This is a genomic window from Exiguobacterium sp. s6 (assembly GCF_018618155.1).
In the GTDB taxonomy this organism is placed as follows: Bacteria; Bacillota; Bacilli; order Exiguobacteriales; family Exiguobacteriaceae; genus Exiguobacterium; species Exiguobacterium mexicanum_A.
In genome coordinates this window covers 1,616,331-1,641,547 of record NZ_JACSLN010000001.1, presented here as the reverse complement: position 1 = coordinate 1,641,547, position 25,217 = coordinate 1,616,331, and the positions used below count along the sequence as shown (strand labels likewise).

Annotated in this window: 31 protein-coding genes; all 31 read left to right on the top strand. The window is 52.6% G+C overall.

Annotated elements, in window-relative coordinates:
- The first annotated feature begins 2 nt into the window (after positions 1–2).
- Complete coding sequence (locus tag KNP75_RS08500) at positions 3–563, top strand: MotE family protein (RefSeq protein WP_215190217.1); 561 nt, start codon at positions 3–5, stop codon at positions 561–563.
- Between the two features lie 20 nt (positions 564–583).
- Positions 584–1,636, top strand: a complete 1,053-nt coding sequence (locus tag KNP75_RS08495) for a flagellar hook-length control protein FliK (RefSeq protein ID WP_232939361.1) — start codon at positions 584–586, stop codon at positions 1,634–1,636.
- Positions 1,608–2,039, top strand: coding sequence for a flagellar hook capping FlgD N-terminal domain-containing protein (locus KNP75_RS08490; protein WP_034777205.1), 432 nt, complete (start codon positions 1,608–1,610; stop codon positions 2,037–2,039). Before KNP75_RS08495 ends, KNP75_RS08490 begins: the two co-directional genes overlap by 29 nt.
- A gap of 11 nt (positions 2,040–2,050) precedes the next feature.
- A complete protein-coding gene (flgG, locus tag KNP75_RS08485; protein WP_138859600.1) occupies positions 2,051–2,842 on the top strand; it encodes a flagellar basal body rod protein FlgG in 792 nt (263 codons plus the stop codon).
- Complete coding sequence (locus KNP75_RS08480) at positions 2,842–3,060, top strand: flagellar FlbD family protein (protein ID WP_034777209.1); 219 nt, start codon at positions 2,842–2,844, stop codon at positions 3,058–3,060. The genes flgG and KNP75_RS08480 overlap by 1 nt, the downstream gene beginning before the upstream one ends.
- Positions 3,053–3,502, top strand: a complete 450-nt coding sequence (locus tag KNP75_RS08475; protein WP_034777211.1) for a flagellar basal body-associated FliL family protein — start codon at positions 3,053–3,055, stop codon at positions 3,500–3,502. Before KNP75_RS08480 ends, KNP75_RS08475 begins: the two co-directional genes overlap by 8 nt.
- 9 nt (positions 3,503–3,511) lie before the next feature.
- Positions 3,512–4,501, top strand: coding sequence for a flagellar motor switch protein FliM (gene fliM / locus KNP75_RS08470; protein ID WP_215190215.1), 990 nt, complete (start codon positions 3,512–3,514; stop codon positions 4,499–4,501).
- A complete protein-coding gene (fliY, locus tag KNP75_RS08465) occupies positions 4,498–5,604 on the top strand; it encodes a flagellar motor switch phosphatase FliY (protein WP_034777215.1) in 1,107 nt (368 codons plus the stop codon). The genes fliM and fliY overlap by 4 nt, the downstream gene beginning before the upstream one ends.
- Before the next feature lie 12 nt (positions 5,605–5,616).
- Complete coding sequence (locus KNP75_RS08460) at positions 5,617–5,982, top strand: response regulator (protein ID WP_021067131.1); 366 nt, start codon at positions 5,617–5,619, stop codon at positions 5,980–5,982.
- Entirely contained in the window at positions 5,979–6,473 is a 495-nt protein-coding gene (locus KNP75_RS08455; protein ID WP_034777217.1) for a flagellar biosynthetic protein FliO, read from the top strand. Before KNP75_RS08460 ends, KNP75_RS08455 begins: the two co-directional genes overlap by 4 nt.
- On the top strand, positions 6,470–7,135 hold the full coding sequence (gene fliP, locus KNP75_RS08450) for a flagellar type III secretion system pore protein FliP (RefSeq protein ID WP_034777218.1): 666 nt from the start codon (positions 6,470–6,472) through the stop codon (positions 7,133–7,135). The genes KNP75_RS08455 and fliP overlap by 4 nt, the downstream gene beginning before the upstream one ends.
- Before the next feature lie 11 nt (positions 7,136–7,146).
- Positions 7,147–7,419, top strand: coding sequence for a flagellar biosynthesis protein FliQ (fliQ, locus tag KNP75_RS08445; RefSeq protein WP_034777219.1), 273 nt, complete (start codon positions 7,147–7,149; stop codon positions 7,417–7,419).
- On the top strand, positions 7,416–8,186 hold the full coding sequence (gene fliR / locus KNP75_RS08440; RefSeq protein ID WP_215190214.1) for a flagellar biosynthetic protein FliR: 771 nt from the start codon (positions 7,416–7,418) through the stop codon (positions 8,184–8,186). The genes fliQ and fliR overlap by 4 nt, the downstream gene beginning before the upstream one ends.
- A complete protein-coding gene (flhB, locus tag KNP75_RS08435; RefSeq protein ID WP_034777221.1) occupies positions 8,183–9,274 on the top strand; it encodes a flagellar biosynthesis protein FlhB in 1,092 nt (363 codons plus the stop codon). Before fliR ends, flhB begins: the two co-directional genes overlap by 4 nt.
- A 58-nt stretch (positions 9,275–9,332) precedes the next feature.
- Positions 9,333–11,306 carry a flagellar biosynthesis protein FlhA gene (gene flhA / locus KNP75_RS08430; RefSeq protein ID WP_251126271.1) on the top strand — a complete coding sequence of 658 codons (1,974 nt, stop codon included), beginning with the start codon at positions 9,333–9,335 and terminating at the stop codon, positions 11,304–11,306.
- Positions 11,307–12,386 carry a flagellar biosynthesis protein FlhF gene (locus KNP75_RS08425; protein WP_215190213.1) on the top strand — a complete coding sequence of 360 codons (1,080 nt, stop codon included), beginning with the start codon at positions 11,307–11,309 and terminating at the stop codon, positions 12,384–12,386.
- A complete protein-coding gene (locus KNP75_RS08420) occupies positions 12,365–13,204 on the top strand; it encodes a MinD/ParA family protein (protein ID WP_034777227.1) in 840 nt (279 codons plus the stop codon). The genes KNP75_RS08425 and KNP75_RS08420 overlap by 22 nt, the downstream gene beginning before the upstream one ends.
- A 19-nt stretch (positions 13,205–13,223) precedes the next feature.
- Entirely contained in the window at positions 13,224–15,197 is a 1,974-nt protein-coding gene (locus KNP75_RS08415; RefSeq protein WP_215190212.1) for a chemotaxis protein CheA, read from the top strand.
- Positions 15,198–15,209: 12 nt separating this feature from the next.
- Positions 15,210–15,641, top strand: coding sequence for a chemotaxis protein CheW (locus KNP75_RS08410; RefSeq protein WP_034777232.1), 432 nt, complete (start codon positions 15,210–15,212; stop codon positions 15,639–15,641).
- Positions 15,631–16,230, top strand: coding sequence for a chemotaxis protein CheC (locus KNP75_RS08405; protein WP_138859595.1), 600 nt, complete (start codon positions 15,631–15,633; stop codon positions 16,228–16,230). The genes KNP75_RS08410 and KNP75_RS08405 overlap by 11 nt, the downstream gene beginning before the upstream one ends.
- On the top strand, positions 16,223–16,708 hold the full coding sequence (locus KNP75_RS08400; protein ID WP_215190211.1) for a chemotaxis protein CheD: 486 nt from the start codon (positions 16,223–16,225) through the stop codon (positions 16,706–16,708). The genes KNP75_RS08405 and KNP75_RS08400 overlap by 8 nt, the downstream gene beginning before the upstream one ends.
- A gap of 11 nt (positions 16,709–16,719) precedes the next feature.
- Positions 16,720–17,490 carry a FliA/WhiG family RNA polymerase sigma factor gene (locus KNP75_RS08395; protein WP_034777239.1) on the top strand — a complete coding sequence of 257 codons (771 nt, stop codon included), beginning with the start codon at positions 16,720–16,722 and terminating at the stop codon, positions 17,488–17,490.
- A 13-nt stretch (positions 17,491–17,503) separates the two neighbouring features.
- Entirely contained in the window at positions 17,504–17,872 is a 369-nt protein-coding gene (locus tag KNP75_RS08390; RefSeq protein ID WP_215190210.1) for a hypothetical protein, read from the top strand.
- Between the two features lie 152 nt (positions 17,873–18,024).
- Positions 18,025–18,765, top strand: coding sequence for a 30S ribosomal protein S2 (gene rpsB / locus KNP75_RS08385; protein WP_021067146.1), 741 nt, complete (start codon positions 18,025–18,027; stop codon positions 18,763–18,765).
- A 117-nt stretch (positions 18,766–18,882) separates the two neighbouring features.
- Positions 18,883–19,764, top strand: a complete 882-nt coding sequence (tsf, locus tag KNP75_RS08380; protein WP_034777244.1) for a translation elongation factor Ts — start codon at positions 18,883–18,885, stop codon at positions 19,762–19,764.
- Between the two features lie 108 nt (positions 19,765–19,872).
- Positions 19,873–20,598, top strand: a complete 726-nt coding sequence (gene pyrH, locus KNP75_RS08375) for a UMP kinase (RefSeq protein WP_034777246.1) — start codon at positions 19,873–19,875, stop codon at positions 20,596–20,598.
- On the top strand, positions 20,595–21,155 hold the full coding sequence (gene frr, locus KNP75_RS08370; RefSeq protein ID WP_034777248.1) for a ribosome recycling factor: 561 nt from the start codon (positions 20,595–20,597) through the stop codon (positions 21,153–21,155). The genes pyrH and frr overlap by 4 nt, the downstream gene beginning before the upstream one ends.
- Before the next feature lie 83 nt (positions 21,156–21,238).
- Entirely contained in the window at positions 21,239–21,976 is a 738-nt protein-coding gene (locus KNP75_RS08365; RefSeq protein WP_214797019.1) for an undecaprenyl pyrophosphate synthase, read from the top strand.
- Between the two features lies 1 nt (position 21,977).
- Complete coding sequence (locus KNP75_RS08360; protein ID WP_034777254.1) at positions 21,978–22,775, top strand: phosphatidate cytidylyltransferase; 798 nt, start codon at positions 21,978–21,980, stop codon at positions 22,773–22,775.
- A gap of 12 nt (positions 22,776–22,787) precedes the next feature.
- Positions 22,788–23,933, top strand: coding sequence for a 1-deoxy-D-xylulose-5-phosphate reductoisomerase (gene dxr, locus KNP75_RS08355; RefSeq protein WP_034777257.1), 1,146 nt, complete (start codon positions 22,788–22,790; stop codon positions 23,931–23,933).
- 16 nt (positions 23,934–23,949) lie between these two features.
- Positions 23,950–25,200, top strand: coding sequence for an RIP metalloprotease RseP (gene rseP, locus KNP75_RS08350; RefSeq protein ID WP_215190209.1), 1,251 nt, complete (start codon positions 23,950–23,952; stop codon positions 25,198–25,200).
- The last annotated feature ends 17 nt before the right edge of the window (positions 25,201–25,217 follow it).

Below are 25,217 nucleotides of genomic sequence, written 5' to 3'. Positions count from 1 at the left end.
CGATGGAAAAAGACAACTCGAAGCGGGGAAGACAGCTACTGGTCGCGCTCGTTCTCGTCCCGGCCATCTTTCTACTCGTTGGAGGGATCGTCGTCATGAACTATGCGATGGACCGTCCGTTGTTATCGGTCCCGTTTCTAGAGATCGGTGCGAAACAAGAGCCGGAAGAAAAAGTGAAGACGGACGTGAACGTGACCGGAATCGACGCGGATACCGCGAATCGTTTGAAAGTGGCGAACGCCGAGATTGAGAAGCTTCGAGCGGACAATGTCGAGTTGACGAACGAAGTGAAGGCGCGCCAAGAGGAAGTATCGAAGTTGATCAAAGAGCGTGACCGGCTCGTCGCGGAATTGGCGACGGCAAGTGCGGTCGAAGAAGAAACCTCGGACGTCTCTCGCGTCTATGAAGAGATGTCCGCGAAACAAGCTGCTGCCATCATGAATGAACTCGAGAGCCCGCAAGTGGCCAACTTATTGAAAGAATTGTCACCGAAGCAACAAGCCGACATTTTAGGACGGATGGATGCCCAACAGGCCGCCGTCGTGACCCAGTTGCTCCAATGACAGGAAAGGAGGACGTGATGATGAATATCGCCTTACTCGCCCAATCGCTACAAGGGACGACCCAAAAAGGCGGGGAAGCGGCTGCGACCCCGACCGGACAGTTTTTGGAGTTGCTCTCGGCGATGCTCGGGACCTCGACGCCATCTCCAGAGGTGGCGGTCGCCACGGAAGACGAGGAACCGCTTCCGCTCGAGAATGTATCGAACCGATTGGAGCAATGGCTCCAACAGCCCGACAGCCTGCAATGGTTGAAATCACTGCCGGCAGATGCTTACCGAAAGTTTATGGATGCTTATATTGGGATTTTAAATCAAGTCGCCCCGGATCAGTCAGCGGCAACTCTTGAGACGACATCGGCCGTGACGCCCGCACTCCTCGCTGGACAAATGGCGGCGCCGACAATCTCGTTCACGCTGACGAAAAAGGAAACGGAAGCACTCGTTACACCCGTGCCGACCGATCAAGTGGAAGAGAACGTGCGCATCATCCAACAAGTCGTTGCGCAGTTTAAAGGGACGCTCGGACAGACCCCTAAATCTATACCCGGACTTACTCAAACCGAAACACAAGTTGCGCAATTGCAACCCTCGGTAAAAGAGACCGAATGGATGCCCAAAGGGATGACCTGGTCGAAACCGCAAATTGATTCGGAAATGGTGATGTATGCCTCAAAAGGTTCACTGCCGGAGAATTTGCAGGCCCGAATCGAAGCCGCTTTGCAACGTGCACCGTTCAAGAGTGGAGCCGACGGATCCAAAGTGTTCACGGTCCGCCTCTATCCTGAACAGTTAGGCGAGCTCGTCGTCAAACTCGAACGTCAAAATGGGGAACTCGTCGTCAAACTGTTTGCGAGCAACCAAGAAGCGAAGCAGTTGCTTCAGTCACAGGTCCAACAGTTGCAACAGACGCTTCAACCGCTGACGCAAAACGTCCGTGTCGAGATCAACTTGACCCAACAGGCGCTCGAGACGAAAGGATCCGGATTCAACGAGTTCGACCAGCCGGAACCGGAGCAGCAGGAACAACCGAAAGGAGAACCAGAAGATGACGACCATCCAGCCGAAGACGAGTGACTATACGTTACCGGATCAATCGATGCCTAAAGCAACGAACCAATATGATCAAAGCATGTTCTTGAAGCTGTTGCTCGCGCAACTCGCCAACCAAGACCCGATGTCACCGATGGAAGACCGTGAGTTCATCTCCCAGATGGCCCAGTTCTCTTCTCTCGAACAGATGCAGACGATTTCGAAACAACTCGATTCGGCCCTTGTCGATCGGCAAATGGCTTCGATTTCGGAGTTCAGCAATATGATCGGTCAAACGGTCGATTATATGACGGAGACGGAAACCGAGACGATTGAAGGATCGGGTCGTGTCCTCTCGATTTCGAAGACCGAAGCTGGCTATGTCGCCGACCTTGAGGACGGGACGTCCATCAACGTGTATAACATCACTTCCATCAAACAAGCATAGGAGGATTCATCATGTTAAGAGCAATGTACTCAGGAATCAGTGGTTTAAAGAACTTCCAATCCAAGCTTGACGTCGTCGGGAACAACATCGCCAACGTCAACACGTTCGGCTATAAAAAAGGTCGGGTCACGTTCAAGGACCTCGTCAGTCAGCAAGTCGGTAGTGCGACCGCGGCGAACGGAGTCAGCGGCGGGGTCAACCCGAAAGAAGTCGGTCTCGGGGGCACGATGGCGACCGTCGACAACGTCTATAACCAAGGAGCCATGCAAAACTCAGGGCGAGCACTTGACGTCGGGATCTCAGGAGAAGGATTCTTCGCCTTGGATGTGAACGGTCAAACGCAATACACACGGGCCGGTAACTTCTATACAGATAACACGGGCGACCTCGTCAATGGAGATGGAGCCTACGTCCTCAGTACGACGGGTGACCGCCTCAACATCCCAGCCGGTGCGAAGTCACTCTCGATTGGTAAAGACGGACAAGTCAGCTATGTGAACAATGCCGGGGAATCGACGGTCGTCGGTCAAATCCAAGTCGTCACGTTCGCCAACAATGCCGGACTCTCGAAAGTCGGAGCAAACAACTTCATTCAATCGCAAAACTCAGGTGAACCGAACATCGGCATCCCTGGACAAGATGGACGTGGAGAACTCGTCTCGGGCGCGCTCGAGATGTCGAACGTCGACTTGTCGGAAGAGTTCACAGAAATGATTGTCGCTCAACGTGGTTTCCAAGCGAACACTCGTATCATCACAACATCGGACGAGATCCTCCAAGAACTCGTCAACTTGAAACGCTGATGATTCGCGTCACGACACTCCGGGGTGAAGAACTCGTATTGAACGCCTTGTTCATCGAGACGGTCAAGGCCGAACCGGATACGATCATTCACTTGTATAACGGAAAAACGTATATCGTCAGCGAGACGAAACAACAAATCATCGACCGGACGACGGCATTTTATGCCTCGATCGGTCTGATTGGAACGACAGGCATACGAGGTGAAGAAGATGAGTGAAGAAAAACAAAAAGGTGGCGCCATGAAGATGGTGCTCATCTTGCTAGTCGTCCTGCTCGTCATGGGCGGGGCCGGATTCATGACTTATAAATATTTGTTCGGAGACAACGTGACGGCGAAAACGAAACCGGTCACCGCCGAAGAGTTGGCCGAACGTAGCTTCACGACGGATGACATGACAACGAACATTCAAGATGAGCGTTTCATCAACGTCCAGTTCACAATCGTGACCGATGCCGCTGAAACGAAAGAAGATCTCGAACTTCGCAAGTTTCAAGTGCATAACGTCATCCTTGGTGATTTGGCCGGCATGACGAAAGCCCAGTTGACGACGAAGGAAGACATGCAGAAATTTGAGCAGTCGCTCCGTAAACAATTAAACGGACTGTTGGAGTCAGGTGAGGTCCAACGAGTCTATATGACGAAGAAAATCATACAGTGAGGTGGCATCATGGGAGAAGTCTTATCTCAACAAGAAATTGATGCCTTGCTATCGGCGTTAAGCAGTGGCGACGTCGAAGCCGACTCCTTTTTAAATCAAGAAGAAGAGCGGAAGGTTCGGCAATATGACTTTAAACGGGCGGTCCGCTTCTCGAAAGACCAAATCCGAAGTCTGACCCGAATCCATGAACATTTCACGCGCATGTTGACGACGTTCTTTTCGGCTCAGCTCCGGACATACGTGCAGTTCACGGTCAATTCGGTCGAGCAGCTCCCGTACGATGAATTCATTCATTCCATCCCAAGTATGACGATGATCAACTTGATTGAGGCTCCGCCGCTCAACGGCCGCTTCATCATCGAGGTCAACCCGAACATCTCATATGCGATGCTCGACCGTCTGCTTGGTGGTCCAGGGGTCGAAATCGAAAAAGTCGAGAGCTTCACAGAAATCGAGATGCGCATCTTGACCCAGTTATATAAACGAGCGTTTGCCGGATACGGGGAGGCGTGGGAGTCGATTGCCGAGATCAAGTCAGAGATGACCGCGGTCGAGGTCAATCCGCAGTTTCTTCAACTCGTCTCGCCAAACGAGACGGTCGTCCTTATCTCGATCGGTGTCACCATCGGCGAAGTGAGCGGCACGATCAACGTCTGCTTGCCGTTCGTGACGATCGAGCCGGTGTTATCCAAACTGTCGAGCCATTACTGGATGCAGGAGGCCAACCGCCGCAATGCGAGCGGCAACAGCAAGGAACCGCTCAAAGCCCAATTGATGAACTCGACGGTTGAGGTCGTTTCTCTGCTCGGTGAGACGACGATCACGTTCGGTGACTTGTTACATTTAGAGGTCGGGGATTGTTTGACGCTCGACCAATTGGTGAAAGACCCATTATCCATTATGGTAGGGGAAAATAAAGTGTTCAAAGGGCAAGTCGGTGTGAGCGGGAAGCGGATGGCCGTCCAAGTGCTCCACCGGCTGAAGGAGGAAGAGCAATGAGTGAGATGTTGTCACAAGATGAGATAGACGCGTTATTACGAGGGACGAGCGACTCGTCAAAACCAGAGGCGAAGCCCGAAGAGCATCTTGACTCGATGGAGAGCGACGCCTTAGGAGAGATCGGGAATATCTCGTTCGGTAACTCGGCGACGGCACTATCGACGTTACTGCAACAAAAAGTAGAAATCACGACCCCAATCGTCAGTGAAGTCACAATCGATGCGCTCCGTGAGCGTTATCCAACACCGCACGTGGCGCTTCGCGTCGGTTACACAGAAGGTTTGAAAGGCGAAAACGTCCTCGTGTTGACACGTGAGGATGCGGCCATCATCTCGGATTTGATGCTTGGCGGGAACGGGATCGATGTCGATCCGGAAGGGTTGGACGAAATTCGACTCTCGGCCGTGCAAGAAGCGATGAACCAAATGATGGGGGCAGCGGCGACATCTTTGTCGACGGTGTTCTCAAAAAAAATTGACATTTCACCGCCGCTCGTCGAAGTGTTCGATGCGACGAAGACCCAAACGATCATCGATCGTCTCGAACTTTGGGAGACGATGGTGTTGATCGAGTTCAATTTGAAGGTCGGTACGTTGATCGACTCAAAAATCGTTCAAATCGCACCGATTCAATTCGGGAAACAGCTCGTCAATGAATTGATGACGGCCACATCCCCTCAGCCGGTCGTGCCCGCTGCGGCCGCCCCGAAGCAAGAAGCGCCAAAAGCACCGGCCGCACCGGCTCCCCAACAACCTGTACGTCAGGAAGTGAAGTCGGCACCGGAAGTCGCTGTCAGTCAAGCGGAATTCATGCCGCTGCATGCGCCTGCGACGAACGATTCGATTCCAGCGAACCTCGGTCTGCTGTATGACGTGCCGCTCAGCGTGACGGTCGAGCTCGGACGGACGAAACGTTCGGTCCGCGAAGTGCTTGAGTTGTCGCAAGGCTCGATCATCGAACTCGATAAACTTGCCGGTGAGCCGGTCGATATTTATGTGAACCAACAACGGATTGCCCGCGGCGAAGTCGTCGTCATCGAAGAGAACTTCGGGGTCCGTGTAACAGAAATTATCCAACCGCACGAGCGGATTGGCATCGTTTAAGGAGGAAGAACAATGAGTGCAAAAATTTTGGTGGTAGATGATGCGGCGTTCATGCGCATGATGATTAAGGATATCTTGACAAAGAATGGATTTGAAGTCGTAGGGGAAGCGGAGAACGGTGTGGATGCGGTCGCAAAATATCGTGAACTCATGCCGGACCTCGTCACGCTCGACATCACGATGCCAGAGATGGACGGTTTGGCCGCTTTGAAAGAAATTCGTGGCTTTGATTCAAACGCGAAAGTAATCATGTGTTCTGCGATGGGACAACAAGCGATGGTTATCGACGCAATTCAAGCTGGGGCGAAAGACTTCATCGTCAAGCCGTTCAATGCGGAACGGGTCGTCGAAGCGGTTTCGAAAACGGTCGCACAATGAACAAGTGGTGGTTGATTATCCTTCTCGTGGTCGGGCTAAGCGTCCCGGCCACGGTCGAGGCCGCCACCGTCGATCAACAGTTCGAGCAACAACAGCCAGACGCTGAAGACCAGCCGGTGAAATCGGCCGTCTCATCGGTCGGGACAGCGATCAAGCTCATCTTGAGCATGGTCGTTGTCATCGGCGGTTTTCTCGTCCTCGTGCGTTGGTTGAACGCACGCACGCAAGGCGTCAAAACGGCACAGCATTTGACACATCTCGGCGGGGTACCGCTCGGCAAAGACCGATCGGTGCAACTCGTCAAGCTCGGCGAACAAGTTTACGTGCTCGGAGTCGGTGACTCGATTCAACTGCTTGATCGGGTCGATGCCGAAGCGATGGATGAAGCGGTCCACGACGCGCCAGCCTTGAACAACTCGAACACATCGGCTTTTCTCGACACGTTTAAACAGCAATTGGCCCAGATTGAAGAAGTGAGGAAGAAACGATGACGACGATTGAACAACTGATCAACCTAGAGACGCCAGACAGCACATCGACTTCGATCAAATTGTTAGTCGTGTTGACACTGCTCACGCTCGCGCCATCTTTCTTAATCTTGATGACTTGTTTCACGCGCGTCGTCGTCGTACTTTCCTTTATCCGTCCGGCGCTCGGTACGCAGCAAACGCCGCCGAACCAACTGATTATCGGGCTCGCCCTGTTCATCACGTTGTTCGTCATGTCACCGGTGCTATCGGAGTTGAATGACAAGGCACTATCGCCATACATGGACGACCGAATCAGTCAAGACGAGGCGTTCGAAGAGGCGGGGAATACGATGAAGCGGTTCATGGCCCAATACACGCGCCAAGAAGATTTGCAATTATTCATTAAATATGGGAACTATGAGCAACCTGAGTCGGTCGAAGACGTCCCACTCCTCGCGATGGTCCCGGCCTATGCGATTAGTGAACTGAAAACGGCATTTCAAATCGGATTCATGATCTTCTTGCCGTTCTTAATTATCGATATGGTTGTGGCGAGTGTCCTCATGTCGATGGGGATGATGATGCTTCCACCGGTCATGATCGCCTTGCCGTTCAAACTGTTATTGTTTGTGTTGGTGGATGGATGGCACTTGATTGTGGAGTCCTTGCTTAGAAGTATGTAGGAGGAACGAATATGACGCAGGAAATGGTCATCTATTTGGCGACGGAGAGTGTGTGGACGTTATTAAAAATCTCGATGCCGCTCTTGTTGATTTCACTCGTCGTCGGTCTCGTCATTTCGATTTTACAGGCGACGACACAGATTCAAGAGCAGACGTTATCGTTCGTCCCAAAAATCGTCTCGGTGTTTATCGGGCTCGTCATCTTTGGGCCTTGGATGCTGCAACAGATCGAAGGGTTCACCCGATTGATTTTTGAACTGATGGTCGAGGTCGCCTCGAAATGAACGTGGTCGATTTTATCAGTCTATACGGTTTGACGTTCGCACGTCTGTCCGGTTTCTTCGTGAGCGTCCCGTTGTTTTCATCCCGACAGCTACCTGTCATGCATCGCGTCGCTTTCAGTGCTTTTTTAGCCTACTATGCGATGTTCACGGTGACGGAGCCGCTCGAGCTCGGGCAAGCCTATATCTTGCAAGTGTTATACGAAGTGCTGATCGGCTTGGTGCTCGGCATATTGATCAATATTTTGTTCTTTGCGCCCCAGATTGCGGGAGGGGTCATCGATTTGCAGCTCGGACTCGCGATGGCATCGGCGTATGACCCGATGTTCGGAGGCCAGTCGCCATTGATCGGACGTTTTTATTACATCTTCACATTGTTTATCATGCTGTCGAGCAATTTACATTTACTGCTGATCGATGGCATCTATTATAGCTTTCAAATATATCCACCGGGCCAGCCGATCATCAACTTTAGTGAAGCGTCGCTCATGATGGCCGTGAAGGTCGTCACGATGACGATGATGGTCGCTTTACAGCTCGCCTTTCCGCTCATGGCATCGCTCTTGCTTGTCGACATGGCGCTTGGGTTCTTGGCGAAATCGGCCCCGCAGTTCAATATTTTTGCGATCGGATTCTCATTCAAACTGATTGCAGGTTTCTCGGTCATGGTCGTCATGATGGGGTTGACCTTGAACGGCATCAGCCAGTTCATCCCGATTTTACAAGAAGTGTTGCGTGATTTTATGACATTGCTAGGAGACGCCTCATGAAGCCTCTATATACCTTATCGGTCGATCTTCAATTTTTTGCAGGAGAAAAAACCGAAAAAGCGACCCCGCGTAAGCGGGAGGACTCGCGCAAGAAAGGGCAAGTCGCCAAGTCGGCCGATTTGACCGGCGCGTTCGCCTTGTTCGCGATGTTTCTCATGTTATCGTTTTTAGGTCCGTATCTCGGCAAGCAACTGTTCGGGTTGACGAAAGATTTGCTCGGTACGAGTTACTTGTTGTTCGATTTATCGAATGGATTATCCGGAATGCTTACCGACTTGTTGCTTCGTGTCGGTTTGATTGTGGGACCGTTCTTCGTCGTCGCGGTCGTGTTCGGGATCTTAATCAACTATCTTCAAATCGGGACGTTGTTCTCGGCAGAGGCGATCCAACCGAAACTCGAACGCATCGACCCGATCAAAGGGGTCAAGCGGATTATCAGTATGAAAGCGGTCGTCGAATTTTTAAAGTCCTTATTCAAATTATTGATTATCCTGACGACTGCTGTTGCCGTGCTCTGGCAAAACCAAAAAGAGCTGTCCCGGATGGCTGTCGAACATGTCCGTGAATCGGTCATCGCGCTCGCGAGCATCACGATCGAACTTGGACTATGGGTGAGCGTCGCCTTGCTCGCACTCGCGTTGCTCGACTTTTTCTATCAACGATTCGATTTTGAGAAATCGATTCGCATGTCGAAACAAGATGTGAAGGACGAGTATAAAAACAGTGAAGGTGACCCGCTCATCAAGTCAAAAATCAAACAACAACAACGGGAGATGGCGATGCGCCGCATGATGCAAGAGATTCCGAACGCGGACGTCGTCATCACGAACCCGACCCATTATGCCGTCGTCATTCGCTATGACGACACGAAAGACTTTGCGCCGCTCGTCGTCGCCAAAGGTGTCGACCAAGTCGCCTTCAACATCCGCGACGTGGCCAAAGAACATGACATCCCGATTGTGGAAAATAAACCGTTGGCCCGCGCACTTTACGCCCAAATGGATATCGGGGAAGTCGTTGACGAGTCGTTTTATCAGGCGATCGCTGAAGTGCTCGCGTTCGTCTATCAATTGAAACAACCGTCTTGAGGAGGAGTATGTGTTGGCTGTAAAAGCGAAAGATTTCGCGGTATTGATCGGCGTTCTTATGATCGTCGTTATGCTCGTCATCCCGTTACCGGGGTTCATATTAGATTTTTTAATCATTGTTAATATACTAATCGCCTTGCTGATCCTGCTCGTCGCGATGAACGCCCGCGAAGCGCTCGACTTCTCAGTCTTTCCTTCGCTCTTGTTGATCGTGACGCTGTTCCGGCTCGGATTGAACGTGTCGACGACGCGGTCGATTCTTTCGACCGGGTACGGGGGAGAAGTTATTGCGACGTTCGGGAACTTCGTCGTCGGAGGAAACGTGCTCGTCGGGTTCGTCGTCTTCCTCATCCTCGTCATCATCCAGTTCGTCGTCATCACGAAAGGGGCGGAACGCGTGTCGGAAGTATCGGCCCGCTTCACGCTCGATGCCATGCCTGGTAAACAGATGGCGATTGATGCCGACTTGAACTCAGGATTGATTGACGACAAGGACGCTCAAATCCGTCGGAAAAAAATTCAAAGTGAAGCTGACTTTTACGGATCGATGGACGGGGCCTCGAAGTTCGTCAAAGGGGACGCCATCGCCGGGATCATTATCGTCGTCATCAACTTGATTTTCGGAATCATCATCGGGACCGTCCAAATGGGTCTCCCGGTCGGTGAAGCGTTCCAGACGTTCTCACTCATGACGATCGGGGACGGGCTTGTCGGTCAAATCCCGGCGCTCCTCATCTCGACGGCGACCGGCATCATCGTCACGCGTGCCGTGTCGGATGGGAATTTAGGAGAAGACGTCGTCGACCAGCTCGGTCAAAACCCGACGCTCCTCTATATCGCCGGCTCGATTGTGATCATGCTCGGGTTCATCTCACCGAGTCTGCTCCCGGTGACGGTCATCATCGCCGGAGTCGCTTTCTATGGGGCGTATGCGATGCGCCGCAACATGAAACGAGTTATCGATACACCGCTACCGGAAGAAGAACCAATGGCACCGACCGAGACCGTCGTGTCGCTGCTACAAATCGATGCCATCGAGTTCGAGTTCGGTTACGGACTCATCCCGCTCGCCGATGAGTCGCAGGGCGGCGACCTGCTTGACCGGGTCGTCATGATTCGTCGTCAGCTCGCGCTCGAACTCGGCTTCATCTTGCCGACGGTCCGAATCCGAGATCATTTGCAACTGTCTCCGAACGCGTACCGCATCAAAGTGAAAGGCAACGTCGTCGCTGAAGGGGAGCTGTTGCTCGATCATTACTTGGCGATGAGCCCTGGCATTGAAGACCCGGAAGTATACGGCATCGAAACGACGGAACCGGCGTTCGGCCTCCCGGCTCTCTGGATCGACGAAGAGACGCGGACCCGCGCTGAAATGAGCGGGTACACCGTCGTCGATCCGCCATCGGTCGTCGCGACGCATTTGACGGAGACGCTCAAGAAACATTCGGCAGACCTTCTCGGCCGTGAAGAGACGAAACAACTCGTCGAACACTTGAAAGAGACGCACCCGGTGCTCGTCGAAGACGTGACACCATCCGTCCTATCGATTGGCGACATTCAAAAAGTGCTCCGTCATCTATTGAAAGAACACGTCTCGATTCGCAATTTACCGCTCTTGTTCGAGACGATGGCCGACTATGGAAAAGTGACGAAAGATGCCGATATCCTCGGCGAATATTGCCGCCAAGGCCTGTCCCGTCAATTGACGGACCAAGTCAGCCCGCCGGACGGACCGCTCTACGTCGTCACACTCGGTGGCCAGACCGAACAGCTCATTCAAGACGCCGTTCAAAAAACCGAGTTCGGCAACTATTTAGCGCTCGACCCGGAACAGGCGCGCGAGATTATCGAACGCTCGGGTGAGCAACTGTCGATGTTCGAACGCTACGGGGCTTCGGCCGTCATTTTATGCTCGCCGACGATCCGTTTGTTCGTGAGACAACTGCTCGAACGATATTATCCGGACGTGCCGGTTCTCGCCTACAACGAGCTGCTCAGCTCGATTGAAGTGAAAAGTATTGGGGTGATTTAAATGCAAATCAAAAAATATACCGGCAAGACGATGGCGGAAGCGATGGCGAAAGTCAAACAGGAGTTTGGTGACGACGCCGTGATTTTGAACTCCCGTCAAGTGAAGAAAGGCTGGCTCGGCCTGTTCGCATCGCAACACGTCGAAGTCATCGCTGCGCTCGAGAAAGCACCGCTCGCTGTCAAACCGCGTGCCGCGACGAAACCCGTCACACCATCGAAGCCCGTGAAGGCTCCGACGCGTCCACCGCAACAAACGAACGAATCAAGTCAGGCGGCGACCGTGTCGACGTCGAGACGGTTGCCCGCAGCGCTGGCGCATGTCGAATCACTGCTCGCCTCCGAGTCGTTCCGTGGTGAGACGTGGGACGAAGCGATCAACGAGCTGTATTACACGACAAAATCGGTGGAAGTCGTCGAACGCTACGTGCGTGATCAAATCCGGAGTTCCTTCTTGGCTGTCCCTGAACCGAAACGGTATATGATGCTCGTTGGTCCGACCGGGGTTGGCAAGACGACGACGCTCGCCAAACTTGCCGCTCACTACAAACTCGAGCATGGGCTCTCGGTCGGTCTCATCACGACGGACACGTACCGGATCGCGGCAATCGAACAATTGAAAACGTACGCCGAGATTTTAGACATCCCGGTCGAGGTCGCCTATGACTTCAATGACTTCAAACGAGCGAAACAACTGTTCGCACGGAAAGACATCATCTTGATTGATACGGCCGGTCGCAACTTCCGCGACGAGGCGTACGTCGAACAGTTCGAGCGACATCACGATTTCTCGGAAACGAGCTTGTCGCTCGTCCTCAGCTTGACGTCGAAGATGCGGGATATGGACATGATCTATCGCCAATTCGAACCGTTGCCGCTCCAGTCGCTCATCTTCACGAAAGCCGATGAGACGAGTGACATTCACGCGATGTATCGGATGGTTCGCGAGAGCGGACTGCCGGTCGCTTGGCTGACGGACGGACAAGAAGTGCCGGACGACCTTGTCGCCGGAGAGCCGGACCGATTGACGGATCGTTTACTTGAGAAAGAAGGGTGGACCCAATGGACCAAGCAAGACGTCTGAGGGCGAAAACGGAGACCGCACCGACGACAATCGCTTTTGCGAGCGGGAAAGGCGGGGTCGGTAAAACGAACGTCTGCGTCAATACGGCCATCGGTCTCGTCGAGCTCGGGAAACGTGTCTTGATCGTCGACCTCGACATCGGGATGGCAAACGTGCACATCTTATTGAACGCGTCGCGGTCACGAACGATGATGGATTCGGTAAAAGCGCGAATTCCGCTCGCCGCCTCGGTTCAGAAAGACGTGCATGGTGTCGATATATTACATGGGGGAAGTGGGCTCGACGAACTAGTCCAATTCTCACATGCAGATATGCAATTTTTTATGCGTGAACTCGAAGTGCTGACCGAATACGATTATGTGTTATTCGACATGGGGGCCGGTGCGACAGACACGTCGCTCCAGTTCATCGAGGGATGCGATGAGATGTTCCTTATCTTGACGCCTGAACCGACCTCGCTCATGGATGGATATGCCTATACGAAGCTCGTTCATCGTCAAAGTCCGGACTTACCGCTCGGTGTGATCGTCAATCGGGCCCAATCGGGTGAAGAAGCGCTGCAATGTTTTGAACGAATGGAAGTTGCATGTGAGCAGTTTTTAAAGAAATCGATTCGATTCCTCGGGTATTTACCAGATGACGCCACGGTCAGACGAGCGGTCATCGCCCAAGTCCCGTTTTACCATCTGGACCGGAAGAGTGACATCAGTTGGCGGCTTGAACGGATTTTAACGACATTGACCGGGACGCCACCGAAACCACGTCATTTTATGGAACGCTTGATGGGGAACTTGAAACGTCAGTGGAACCGAGTCTAACGACAGGGAGGCATTATAGATGGACGTGAACGAATACTTAGGATTGTTTTTAGACGAATCTCAAGAACATATCCAATCGGTTAACACCCAGCTGTTGAAACTAGAACAGACGGGCAGTCAGGAAGCGATTCAAGAGATTTTCCGCTCGGCACACACGCTCAAAGGGATGTCGGCGACGATGGGATACGAGAGTGTCGCCAACTTGACGCATGAGATGGAGAGCGCGCTCGATTTGGTTCGAGCCGGAAAGAAAGAGAGCAACCAGTTGTTGCTCGATACGATGTTCTCGGCAATGGAGCAAATCGAAGAGATGATCGCTGATATCGAGACGGGAGGCAGAGGCGCAAACATCGATGTGACGGCGACAGTGTCCGCGTTCCAGTCATTTATCGGTAGTACTCCGAAAGCAGTCGAGGTGGTCGATGAGACGGTCTTCACGGCCGACCTATATACCGATTCGGTCATCACGCAAGCGAAAGAGACCGGCTTCGAAGCGTTCCAACTTCATGTGAAGCTATCGGATGCCGTCGTGTTGAAAGCGGCGCGCGCCTACATGGTGTTCGATCGCCTCCAAGAACTCGGCGAAGTCGTCCGGACGGTTCCTGAGACCGAGGCGATCGAGCAAGAACAGTTCGATCTCTCATTTGACGTCTTGTTTGTGTCTCAAGAGTCAGCGGACGTGATTGAGCATGCCGTGTCCCAAGTGTCGGAAGTCGAGCACGTCCAAGTGACACCTTACACGAGTGCGGCAGCCGGTGCGCCGGAAGTCGCCGTCAGTGCCGAGAGCGTCGCCGTGGCCGAAGTGAAACCGAAAGCGGTGGAGACGGACGAACCGAAAGAACAGGCCGTCGCACAAGCGAAGACGATTCGTGTCAACTTAGAGCGGATCGACCGTCTGATGAACTTGTTCGAAGAATTCATCATCGATCGCGGTCGTCTTGAGCGGCTCGCCGACGAAGTCGGTCAACCTGAACTGAACGAAACGGTCGAGAAAATCAAACGCGGTACGAACGAACTTCAATCGCTCGTCTTGACCCTCCGCATGATGCCGATCGAGCAAGTGTTCAATCGCTTCCCGCGCATGGTGCGTTCGGTCGCGAAAGATATCCATAAAAAAGTCCAACTTGAGATCACCGGTGCTGAGACCGAGCTCGATCGGACAGTCATCGATGAGATTGGTGACCCGCTCGTCCATTTGATTCGTAACGCCATCGACCACGGCATCGAGTTGCCGGAAGTCCGCCTCGAAGCCGGGAAGCCGGAGCAAGGTCGACTCGCGCTTCGCGCTTACCATGGCGGTAACCGTGTCTTCATTGAAATCGAGGATGACGGGGCAGGGATCAATGTCGATAAAGTCCGCTCAAAAGCACTCGAACGAGGCGTCATCACGTCTGAAGAAGCGACGGCGATGACGGACAATGAAGTAGCCATGCTCATCTTCGCACCTGGATTCTCGACGGCAGACGTCGTCACCGATCTTTCAGGTCGCGGCGTTGGACTAGACGTCGTCAAAAACAAAATCGAATCGCTCGGCGGGGTCGTCACGCTCGAGACGGTCGTCGGACAAGGGACGAAATTCCAAGTCAGCTTGCCACTCACGCTCTCGATCATCTCGGCGATGCTCGTACAAGTCGGCGATGAGACGTACGCCGTTCCGCTGTCATCGATTCTCGAGACGACGCTCCTCGAAGAGGCCGACATATTGACGGCCCATCGCGAACGCGTCTTCGACTTCAGAGGTCAGCTCGTCCCGCTCGTTTATTTGAAAGAAATGTTCGCGATCGAAACGGAAACGAAGACGCAATTCCCGGTCGTCGTCGTCCGCAAAGGAAACAAGCTCGTCGGTGTGGTCGTCAATGACTTGATTGGCCAACAAGAGATTGTCATGAAGCCGCTCGGAACTTATCTCGAGGGCATCCCGGCCATCTCTGGTGCGACGATACTCGGAGACGGGCGTGTCGCCTTGATTGTCGACAGCAACGATCTGTTCTAAGGAGGAAGAAGGATGGAACAAAAATGGGTAGTCTTTTCATTGGGATCGAACACATACGGAATCGATGTCCAGTCAGTCCGCTCGATTGAACGGGTACAACCGGTCACACGCGTCCCGAACGCGCCGGCTCACGTCAAAGGTGTCATCAATCTGCGCGGGGTCGTCACACCGGTCATCGACCTTCGGCTCCGTCTCGGTTACGAGGCAGTCGAACCGACCGAAGAAACACGGATTTTGATCGCTTCGCTCAATCAAGGCGATGCCGGCTTTATCGTCGACCGGGCCAACGAGGTCGTGGAAAGTGAAGACGTTCGCATCGAGCCGATTCCGGAGTCGAGCCGAGACATGTTGTCGGCTCACTTGACGGCGATCGCCAAAGGCGAGGACAAATTGTTCTCGCTCCTCGATGCCAACGCATTATTCGAGGAACAGCATGCTGAGTGAGTTCGAGCAAGATTTATTGAAAGAACTCGGCAATATCGGTTCTGGTCATGCCGCGACGGCGTTGTCGACGCTCTTGGGCAAGCCGGTCACGATCACCGTCTCCTCGGCGGAGATGGAACCGATCACGTATTTGCCGGAACGCGTCGGCGGGCCGGAACGTCACGTGGCGTCCGTCTTGTTGGAGCTCGGCGGTGACATTAGCGGCATGATTCTCATCTTGTTTCCGGTCGATGATGCCGAAACAATGGTCGCTTCCCTCATCGGAAGCACGTTCTCGTTCCAAACGGCGGACGAGCTCGGCCAGTCGGCATGGGAAGAAATCGGAAACATCATGAGCGGGGCTTACGCCCGGGCACTCGGGGATTGGCTCGATACCCCAATCTCCATCCAAGTCCCGGCGACAGCGGTCGACATGGCGGGTTCGATCGTCGAATTCGTCGTCACGTCGGTCCAACCTGAGGAAGACGCGGCACTCTACATCGATACGACGTTCCGCATCGATGAGAAAGTAAGTGCTGGGCATGTGTTGTTCCTACCGACGCATGGCTCGCTCGAACGGATACAACAGCGGTTGATTGGCCATGGCTGAAGTCATCAAAATCGGCATCGCGGAATGGAAGCAGACGACCGCGCCGAACAAATTGCGAACGGCAGGACTCGGTTCGTGCGTCGGCGTCATCTTGTATGACGTCCGGCTCCAAATCGCGGCGATGGCCCATGTCATGTTGCCGGATTCGGCGATTGCCCGGAAACACCAAACGGTTGAAGTAGGAAAATATGCGGATACGGCCATCGATGCGCTCGTCGCGTCGTTGAAACGGTCCGGAGCCGGTCGGCTGCAAGCGAAGATGGCCGGCGGCGCCCAAATGTTTCAATTCAAGTATGAGAACGAGGCGATGCGGATCGGTGAACGAAACGCCGAAGCCGTGCGCAACGCACTGAAAGCGCACCGTATCCCGCTCATCGCAGAAGACTGTGGCGGGCATAACGGACGGACGATCGAATTTGATGTGGCGACTTGCGTCCTGTCGATTCGAACGGTCAGCGTAGGAACTAAGGAAATCTAGGGGGGATCGACATGACGACTCAGCTTACCGAGTTGTGGGATCGTTGGAACACTGACCGCGATATGGATACAGCGAATGAACTATTGGCGCACTACGAGTTCCTCATCCATTATCACGTGCAACGAATGATCGTGACGCTCCCGAAGAGCGTCGAACGCGACGAATTGAAAAGTTTGGGTTACATGGGATTGTACGATGCCCTCATGAAATATGATCCAGAACACAACAACAAGTTTGACACGTACGCGGCGTTTCGGATACGTGGCGCCATCATCGATGGGCTGCGGAAAATCGATTGGTTACCGCGTTCGGTGCGCGAACGCGTGAAAAAAATTGATCACATCGCCGAACAACTCGAGCAGAAGTTACACCGGGCCCCGACGAAAGAAGAACTCGCGAGCGCCTGCGAACTACCGGTGTCGGAAATCGAGAAGGCGATGGCGGAAGGGTACTTCGCGAACATGTTGTCGATCGATGAAGCGGTGACGCTTCAAGAAGAAGGCAAGGTCATGTCCGTCACGTATTTCGACCCTGACTCTGAGAAACCGGAGGATACGCTATTGCAGCGCGAGCTGCTCGACGTGCTGACGACCGAAATCGAGCACTTGTCCGAGAAAGAACGTCTCGTCGTCTCGTTGTTCTACTTCGACGAGTTGACGTTGACCGAGATTGGCGAAGTGTTGGAACTGTCGACGTCACGTATCTCCCAAATCCATTCCAAGGCGTTAAAGACGTTAAAGCTTGCACTTGGACGTTCGTATTTAGAAGAAAAGACATCGTGAAGGAGGGATGGAGATGACCATCGTATATATCGCAATCGCCTGTATCGTCGCTTACGGACTGCTGATCTTATTTCGTCAAGTCCAGGCGTTGACCGCTCGCGTCACGCAACTCGAGCACGAGAAACGTGAGACCGAGGCCCTCCTGTTGTCGTTCATGGAATCGATGAACGATGTCGTGAAACAACCAGCGTCCTCAAACGAAGAGGTTGCAGGTGCTCAGTCGATCCATGCGGACCCAAAGCGAGAGACATCGGACGACGATACGCAATCAGCCCCGCACGTGGAGGATGTGTTATTGCACCATTCGGTCCGGGAGACGGCCCGACTCCTTGGAAAAGGCGAAGGAGAAGTCGCCTTATATGCCAAACTTCGTAAAAAGTGAGAGTTGCCGGATTGGCGGACATATGCTATAGTATTTTTTGGTGTTAAACACATCACACACGTCTCGGGATGGTATTCCTCGGTGCCGAAAGGTCGGAATACAACGATGAACGAGGCGGAGGACTTTTTTAAACCACAAGGAGGAAATTTATCATGGCAGTAATTTCAATGAAGCAATTGCTCGAAGCTGGTGTACACTTCGGTCACCAGACACGCCGTTGGAACCCAAAAATGGCGAAATACATCTTCACGGAGCGTAACGGCATCTACATCATCGACCTTCAAAAAACGGTCAAAAAAGTAGACGAGGCGTACAACTTCGTTCGTGAACTCGCGGCAGAAGGCGGAAACGTCCTCTTCGTAGGTACGAAAAAACAAGCTCAAGACACAATCAAAGAAGAAGCACTCCGTTCAGGTATGTACTTCATCAATGAGCGTTGGTTGGGTGGAACACTCACAAACTTCTCAACAATCAAAAAACGTATCAACCGTTTGAAGCAGCTTGAGAAAATGGAAGCTGACGGTACGTTCGAAGTACTTCCTAAGAAAGAAGTCATCATCTTGAAAAAAGAAATGACACGTCTTGAGAAGTTCCTCGGCGGAATCAAGGACATGCCAGGTGTTCCTGATGCCCTCTTCATCGTTGACCCACGTAAAGAGCGGATCGCGATTGCAGAAGCTCACAAATTGAACATCCCAATCGTTGCGATTGTCGACACAAACTGTGACCCAGACGAAATCGACTACGTCATCCCAGCGAACGACGATGCGATTCGTGCGGTTAAATTGCTCACTTCGAAGATGGCAGATGCAATCATCGAAGCGAAACAAGGCGAAGAAGAAGTAGCTGAAGAAGCGGTAGCTCCAGAAGCTGAAGCGACAGAAGCTGAGTAATCAGTCAGACAACAGGTGATAAAGGGAAAGCCTTTTATCACCTTTTTTTAGGACACGTATATAAAGCCTTAGTGCTTTTTCTTAAAAATTCGTAAGTTTTACAAGGAGGAATTTCCGATGGCAGTTACAGCAGCAATGGTAAAAGAACTTCGTGAAAAAACAGGCGCAGGTATGCTCGATTGCAAAAAAGCACTCACTGAAACAAACGGTGACATGCAAGCAGCAATCGACTTCCTTCGTGAAAAAGGGATCGCGAAAGCAGCAGCTAAAGGCGACCGTATCGCAGCAGAAGGTTTGACGGCAGTAGCGGTTGACGGCAACAAAGCTACGCTCGTCGAAGTTAACTCAGAAACAGACTTCGTTGCGAAAAACGAGAAGTTCCAAACACTCGTTTCAGACGTAGCAAAAGCTGTTCTTACTTCAGGCGCAACGACAGTTGAAGCGGCACTCGCTTCTGAATTCGTAGCTGGTAAAACGCTTGAAACACACATTCAAGAAGAAGCTTCGACAATCGGAGAGAAAATCTCACTCCGTCGCATCGCTGTCCTTGAAAAAGCGGACGATGCAGTCTTCGGCACGTACCTCCACATGGGCGGCCGCATCGGTTCAGTCGTTGTCCTCGACGGTACAACAGACGAAACAGTTGCAAAAGACGTAGCTATGCACGTTGCAGCAGCACGCCCACTTTACGCTACACGCGACGAAGTATCGGCTGAAGAAGCAGATCGTGAGAAGAAAGTCTTGACTGAGCAAGCCCTCAACGAAGGCAAGCCTGCCAACATCGTCGAGAAGATGATTGCGGGACGTATGAACAAGTATTTCGAGGAAATCTGCCTCGTCGACCAAACATTCGTTAAAGACGCTGACTTCAAAGTTGGGAAATACGTAGAGTCTAAAGGCGGCCGTATCAACTCATTCGTACGTTACGAAGTTGGAGAAGGTATGGAAAAACGCGAAGAAAACTTTGCTGAAGAAGTAATGAACCAACTTAAAAAATAATCTGCATCATTCACATGGTGCTATCAAAATTGGGAACACGTCTGTATAACCTTGAGTTAGTTCGTTAAGGGAGCGTGTTCCCTTTTTTCAAGCAAGAGGAGGCAAAGTATGGAACCGAAATATAAGCGAATTGTGTTAAAATTGAGTGGGGAAGCGCTCGCTGGAGATCAAGGGTACGGGATCGACCCGGCCATCGTCAATTCGATCTCTGGGCAAATTAAAGAATTGGTCGCCATGGGCGTCGAAGTTGCCGTCGTCGTAGGCGCCGGGAACATCTGGCGCGGCAAGACCGGTAGCGAGCTCGGCATGGACCGAGCGAATGCGGATTACATGGGCATGCTCGCCACGGTATTGAACTCGCTCGCGCTACAAGATAGCCTTGAAACGAACGGTGTCCAAACACGCGTCCAAACCTCAATCGAAATGCGCCAAGTGGCTGAACCGTACATTCGTCGCCGGGCGATGCGTCACCTTGAAAAAGGTCGCGTCGTCATCTTCGCGGCAGGGACGGGGAACCCGTACTTCTCGACAGACACGACAGCGGCACTCCGCGCAGCGGAGATTGAAGCTGACGTCATCTTGATGGGAAAAAACAACGTCGACGGCGTCTATTCGGCCGATCCGAAACTCGTTCCGGATGCAGTCAAATACGACACGCTCACGTACTTGGACGTCTTAAAGGACGGTCTCCAAGTGATGGATTCGACAGCCACGTCACTATGTATGGACAACCATATCCCACTGATTGTATTCTCATTGCTTGAAGAAGGAAACATCAAACGTGTCGTACTCGGGGAACATATCGGGACGGTAGTAGGAGGAATCAATTCATGAGTGTAAATGACGTATTGAAAACTGCTGAAGAGAAAATGGAGAAAGCCGTTTCCGCGCTGAAGCGTGACTTCGGGACACTTCGGACGGGCCGCGCGAGCGCGTCGATCTTGGACCCGGTTCAAGTCGATTACTACGGCGTACCGACACCGCTCAATCAAGTAGCGAACATCAATACACCGGAAGCACGCCTTCTCTTGATTCAACCATGGGACAAGTCGATGGTGTCTGACGTTGAGAAAGCGATCCAAAAAGCCGACCTTGGTCTCTCGCCGTCGTCGGACGGGACCGTCATTCGTCTCGCCATCCCAGCTTTGACGGAAGAGCGTCGCAAAGAGCTCGTGAAAGTGACGAAGAAATATGCGGAAGAAGCGAAAGTCGCTGTCCGTAACGTTCGTCGTGACGCCAACGAAAACTTGAAGAAGCTTGAAAAAGATGGGGACTTGACTGAGGACGACCTTCGCGGTTACGCGGATGACGTTCAATCGTTAACGGATTCGTATATCAAAAAGATTGATGAATCTGCAGCGACGAAAGAAAAAGAAATCATGGAAGTGTAATCACGGAAGTGGTATACCAAAAAGCTGTGTGGGGACCCTTTTACTGAGAGGGTCCCTCTTTCATACAATCAGGAGGATAGAGTATGTTTAAATGGGTGAATCCTAAAACGAAGACCGAGGCGGAACTGAGCATCCCCGAACACGTCGCCATCATTATGGACGGCAACGGCCGTTGGGCGAAAAAGCGTGGACTCCCTCGCATCATGGGTCACCGGGAAGGGATGAAATCGGTCCGGGAAGCGGTTCGCACCGCCCAAGAACTCGGGATCCGTTCGTTGACGCTCTATGCGTTCTCGACGGAGAACTGGACGCGTCCGGAAGAAGAAGTCAACTTCTTGATGAAATTGCCGAAACAATTTTTAGAGACGGACTTAAAAGAACTGGACGAACAAAACGTTCGCGTCCTCGTCGCAGGTGATGTGTCAAAATTACCGCGCGGCACGCGGGATGCAGTCGATGAGGCTCGTACGCGAACGGCGACGAACACAGGTCTGGATCTCGTCTTTGCCTTAAACTATGGTGGCCGCGACGAGCTCGTACAAGCGATGCGCCATATCGCCAGCGATGTAGCGGCAGGGAAGATTCAACCGGACGACATCGATGACGCCATGATTGGACATCGTCTCATGACAAATATGCAAGACGTCGATTTGATTATCCGGACGAGCGGAGAACAGCGTCTCTCGAACTTCTTGCTCTGGCAAGGGGCGTACGCTGAACTCCATTTCACAGACGTGTTATGGCCTGAGTTCAAACGAGACCACTTCGTCGAGGCAATCGAAGCGTATAACGCGCGGACGCGCCGGTTTGGTGGGGTGTGACATGAAAACTCGAATTATTACCGGTCTTTGGGCCGGTGCCATTTTTGTCAGCTTGATCGCCCTCGGGGGCAGTCCGTTCGTCATCTTGATGGGTGTGCTCGCCTTGATTGGACTGAGCGAGTTCACGATGATGCGCAATCACAAGTTGACGGCGTTTCCGTTCCTTGTGACGTCGCTCCTTGTAGCCTTCCCGTTCGTATTGATGTTGCTTGAGCGACAGCTTGTCATGGGCGAGATGCCGATGTCGACGAATCAATGGATGGTGCTCGGTTTAATGCTCCTCCTGTTTTGGACGGTCGTCACAAAAAACCGTTTCACGTATGAAGACGCGAGTTTTTATTTTGTATCTGCTGTCTATCTCGTCATCGGTTTCTCTAGTTTTGCGCTCGTCCGTCTTTCGGAGGATGGGCTCGTCAAAGTACTTCTCGTCCTGTTCATGATTTGGGCGACCGACTCGGGTGCTTACTTCACGGGCAAAGCAATCGGTAAGACAAAACTGTGGCCCTCAATCAGTCCGAACAAGACGATTGAAGGGGCGGTCGGTGGGATCATCTCGTCTATCGTCGTCGGTCTCGTCTACGTCCTCGTCGAACCGGTGTTGCCGATTCTCGAAGTATTGGTGCTCGCGGTCGTCGTATCCGTCGTCGGGCAACTCGGGGACTTGGTGCAGTCGGCGTATAAACGTCAATTCAACGTAAAAGATTCGGGTCATCTGTTACCGGGACACGGTGGCATTTTGGACCGCTTTGATAGTATGATCGCGGTATTCACCGTCATCTGGGTATTTAATTTGTTATAAAGGAGTGTCAAGATGAAGCGAATCAGCTTAATCGGGGCGACTGGTTCGATTGGCGTACAGACATGTGACGTCATCGAACAGCACCCCGACTTGTTTGAACTTGAGGCCTATGCCTTCGGAACGAATGTAGATGTGGCCGAGGAATGGATCAACCGCCTGCGGCCGAAATACGTGTCCGCCAAAGACATCGAAGTGCTCGAACAACTCAAACCACGACTTACATACGAACCACTCTTTTTTATCGGACTTGAAGGGTTGATCGAATGTGCGACCGCAGAGCGGGCTGACATCGTCGTCACAGCCGTCGTCGGGGCTGTCGGTCTTGAGCCGACGCTCGCTGCCATCGAGGCAGGTAAAGACATCGCTTTGGCGAACAAGGAGACGCTCGTCACGGCGGGCCATCTCGTCACGGCAGCCGTCAAGAAGCATGGGGTCAGCCTGCTTCCAGTCGATAGTGAACATTCAGCCATCTATCAATGTTTGAACGGTGAACGCCGAGAGGACGTCTCGAAAATCATCTTAACGGCATCAGGCGGGAGTTTCCGTGACAAGTCGCGGGATGAATTAGACGGCGTGACCGTCGCAGAGGCGCTCGCACATCCAAACTGGTCGATGGGGGCGAAAATCACGATCGATTCGGCGACGATGTTCAATAAAGGACTCGAAGTCATCGAAGCGCACTGGTTGTTCGATATCGATTATAATGATATTGAAGTGGTGCTACATCGTGAGTCCATCATCCACTCGATGGTCGAATTCAAAGACGCCGCCGTCATGGCGCAGCTTGGAAATCCGGATATGCGGGGACCGATCCTCTATGCGCTCTCAGGCCCGAAACGTCTTGAAATCGACGGGAACAAGCGGTTAAACTTGAGAGAAATCGGAACGCTTCACTTCGCAGAAGCCGACTTGACGCGTTATCCGGCCTTACGCCTCGCGTATGAGGCCGGGCGCGCCGGTGGTTCGATGCCGACGGTGCTTAATGCGGCCAACGAGGCGGCTGTCGAGCTGTTCTTGAACGGGGAGATCGCTTTCCTCGATATCGAACGGATCGTTGAACAAGCGATGGAGACACATACGGTAATTGCAGAACCGACGCTCGAACAGATCCTTCAAGTCGACCGAGCGGTTCGAGAACAAATTCAGCAAGGAAAGTGAAGGTGGGGAATAAACAATGACGACTTTTATCGCCATCGTTTTGATGTTTGGGGTACTCATATCGGTTCATGAATGGGGACACCTCGTCATGGCGAAACGGGCAGGGATTCTCTGTCATGAATTTGCAATCGGGTTTGGACCGAAAATCCTCTCGTTCAGAAAGAATGAGACGCTGTATACGATTCGCTTATTGCCAATCGGTGGGTATGTCAAAATGGCAGGAGAAGATTTTGAGCCGATCGAAGTGAAAGCCGGTCAACACGTCGGGTTACGCCTGACGAACGCCGGCACGGTCGATCGTGTCTACTTCCAGCCGGACCAGGCAAAAGACGTGCACGTCGTCGGGACGGTCGACAAGTTCGATTCGATTCGCGAATTGAAGATCCAGTTACTCGTCGATGATGAGGTCCGTGTCTATTCACTTGAACGGGACACGCTTCTCGTCGACCAAGGCATGGAAATTCAAATTGCCCCATACGACCGCACGTTCGGAGCTCAATCGGTATGGAAACGTGTGCTCGCGATTGCAGCCGGCCCAGCGATGAACTTCGTCCTTGCCTTCATCTTGCTTGTCATCGTCGGTCTCGTCCAAGGGACGCCAACGGACGATGGACGAATCGGTACGGTGCAGCCAGATTCGGCTGCAGATCAAGCAGGTCTCATGGCGGGAGATGAAATTGTCTCCATCGAAGGCGAGACGATTGATGACTGGCTCGACCTTCGGACTGTGCTTGCCGACCGGGCTGACACGCCAATCGAAGTGACGTATATTCGGGATAATGCAGAACAAACGGTGACGCTCACGCCGCAAGCGGTCGAACAAAACGGCGAGACGGTCGGGATATTGGGCGTGACGAACGCGCTCGAGCGTTCACCGGCGAAAGCCTTCACGACTGGGGCTGAGACGACGTGGACGATGTCGACGCTCATCTTTTCCGCGGTCGGTGATTTGGTTACCGGTCAAGTCGGCGTCGACCAATTGGCCGGACCGGTCGGGATTGTCCGCATGACCGATGAAGTGGCGGCGAGCGGGCTCATCATGCTCCTCAACTGGACGGCACTTTTATCAGTCAACTTGGCCATCTTTAACTTGTTGCCGCTCCCGGCACTTGATGGAGGACGACTCATCTTCCTCTTGTTCGAAGCGGTGCGCGGACGGCCGATCGATCCGAAAAAGGAAGGATTCGTCCACTTTATCGGGTTCGCTTTGCTCATGCTCCTCATGTTGATCGTCACGTGGAATGATATTCAATCATTCTTTAAATAATAAAAGTAAGATCTAAT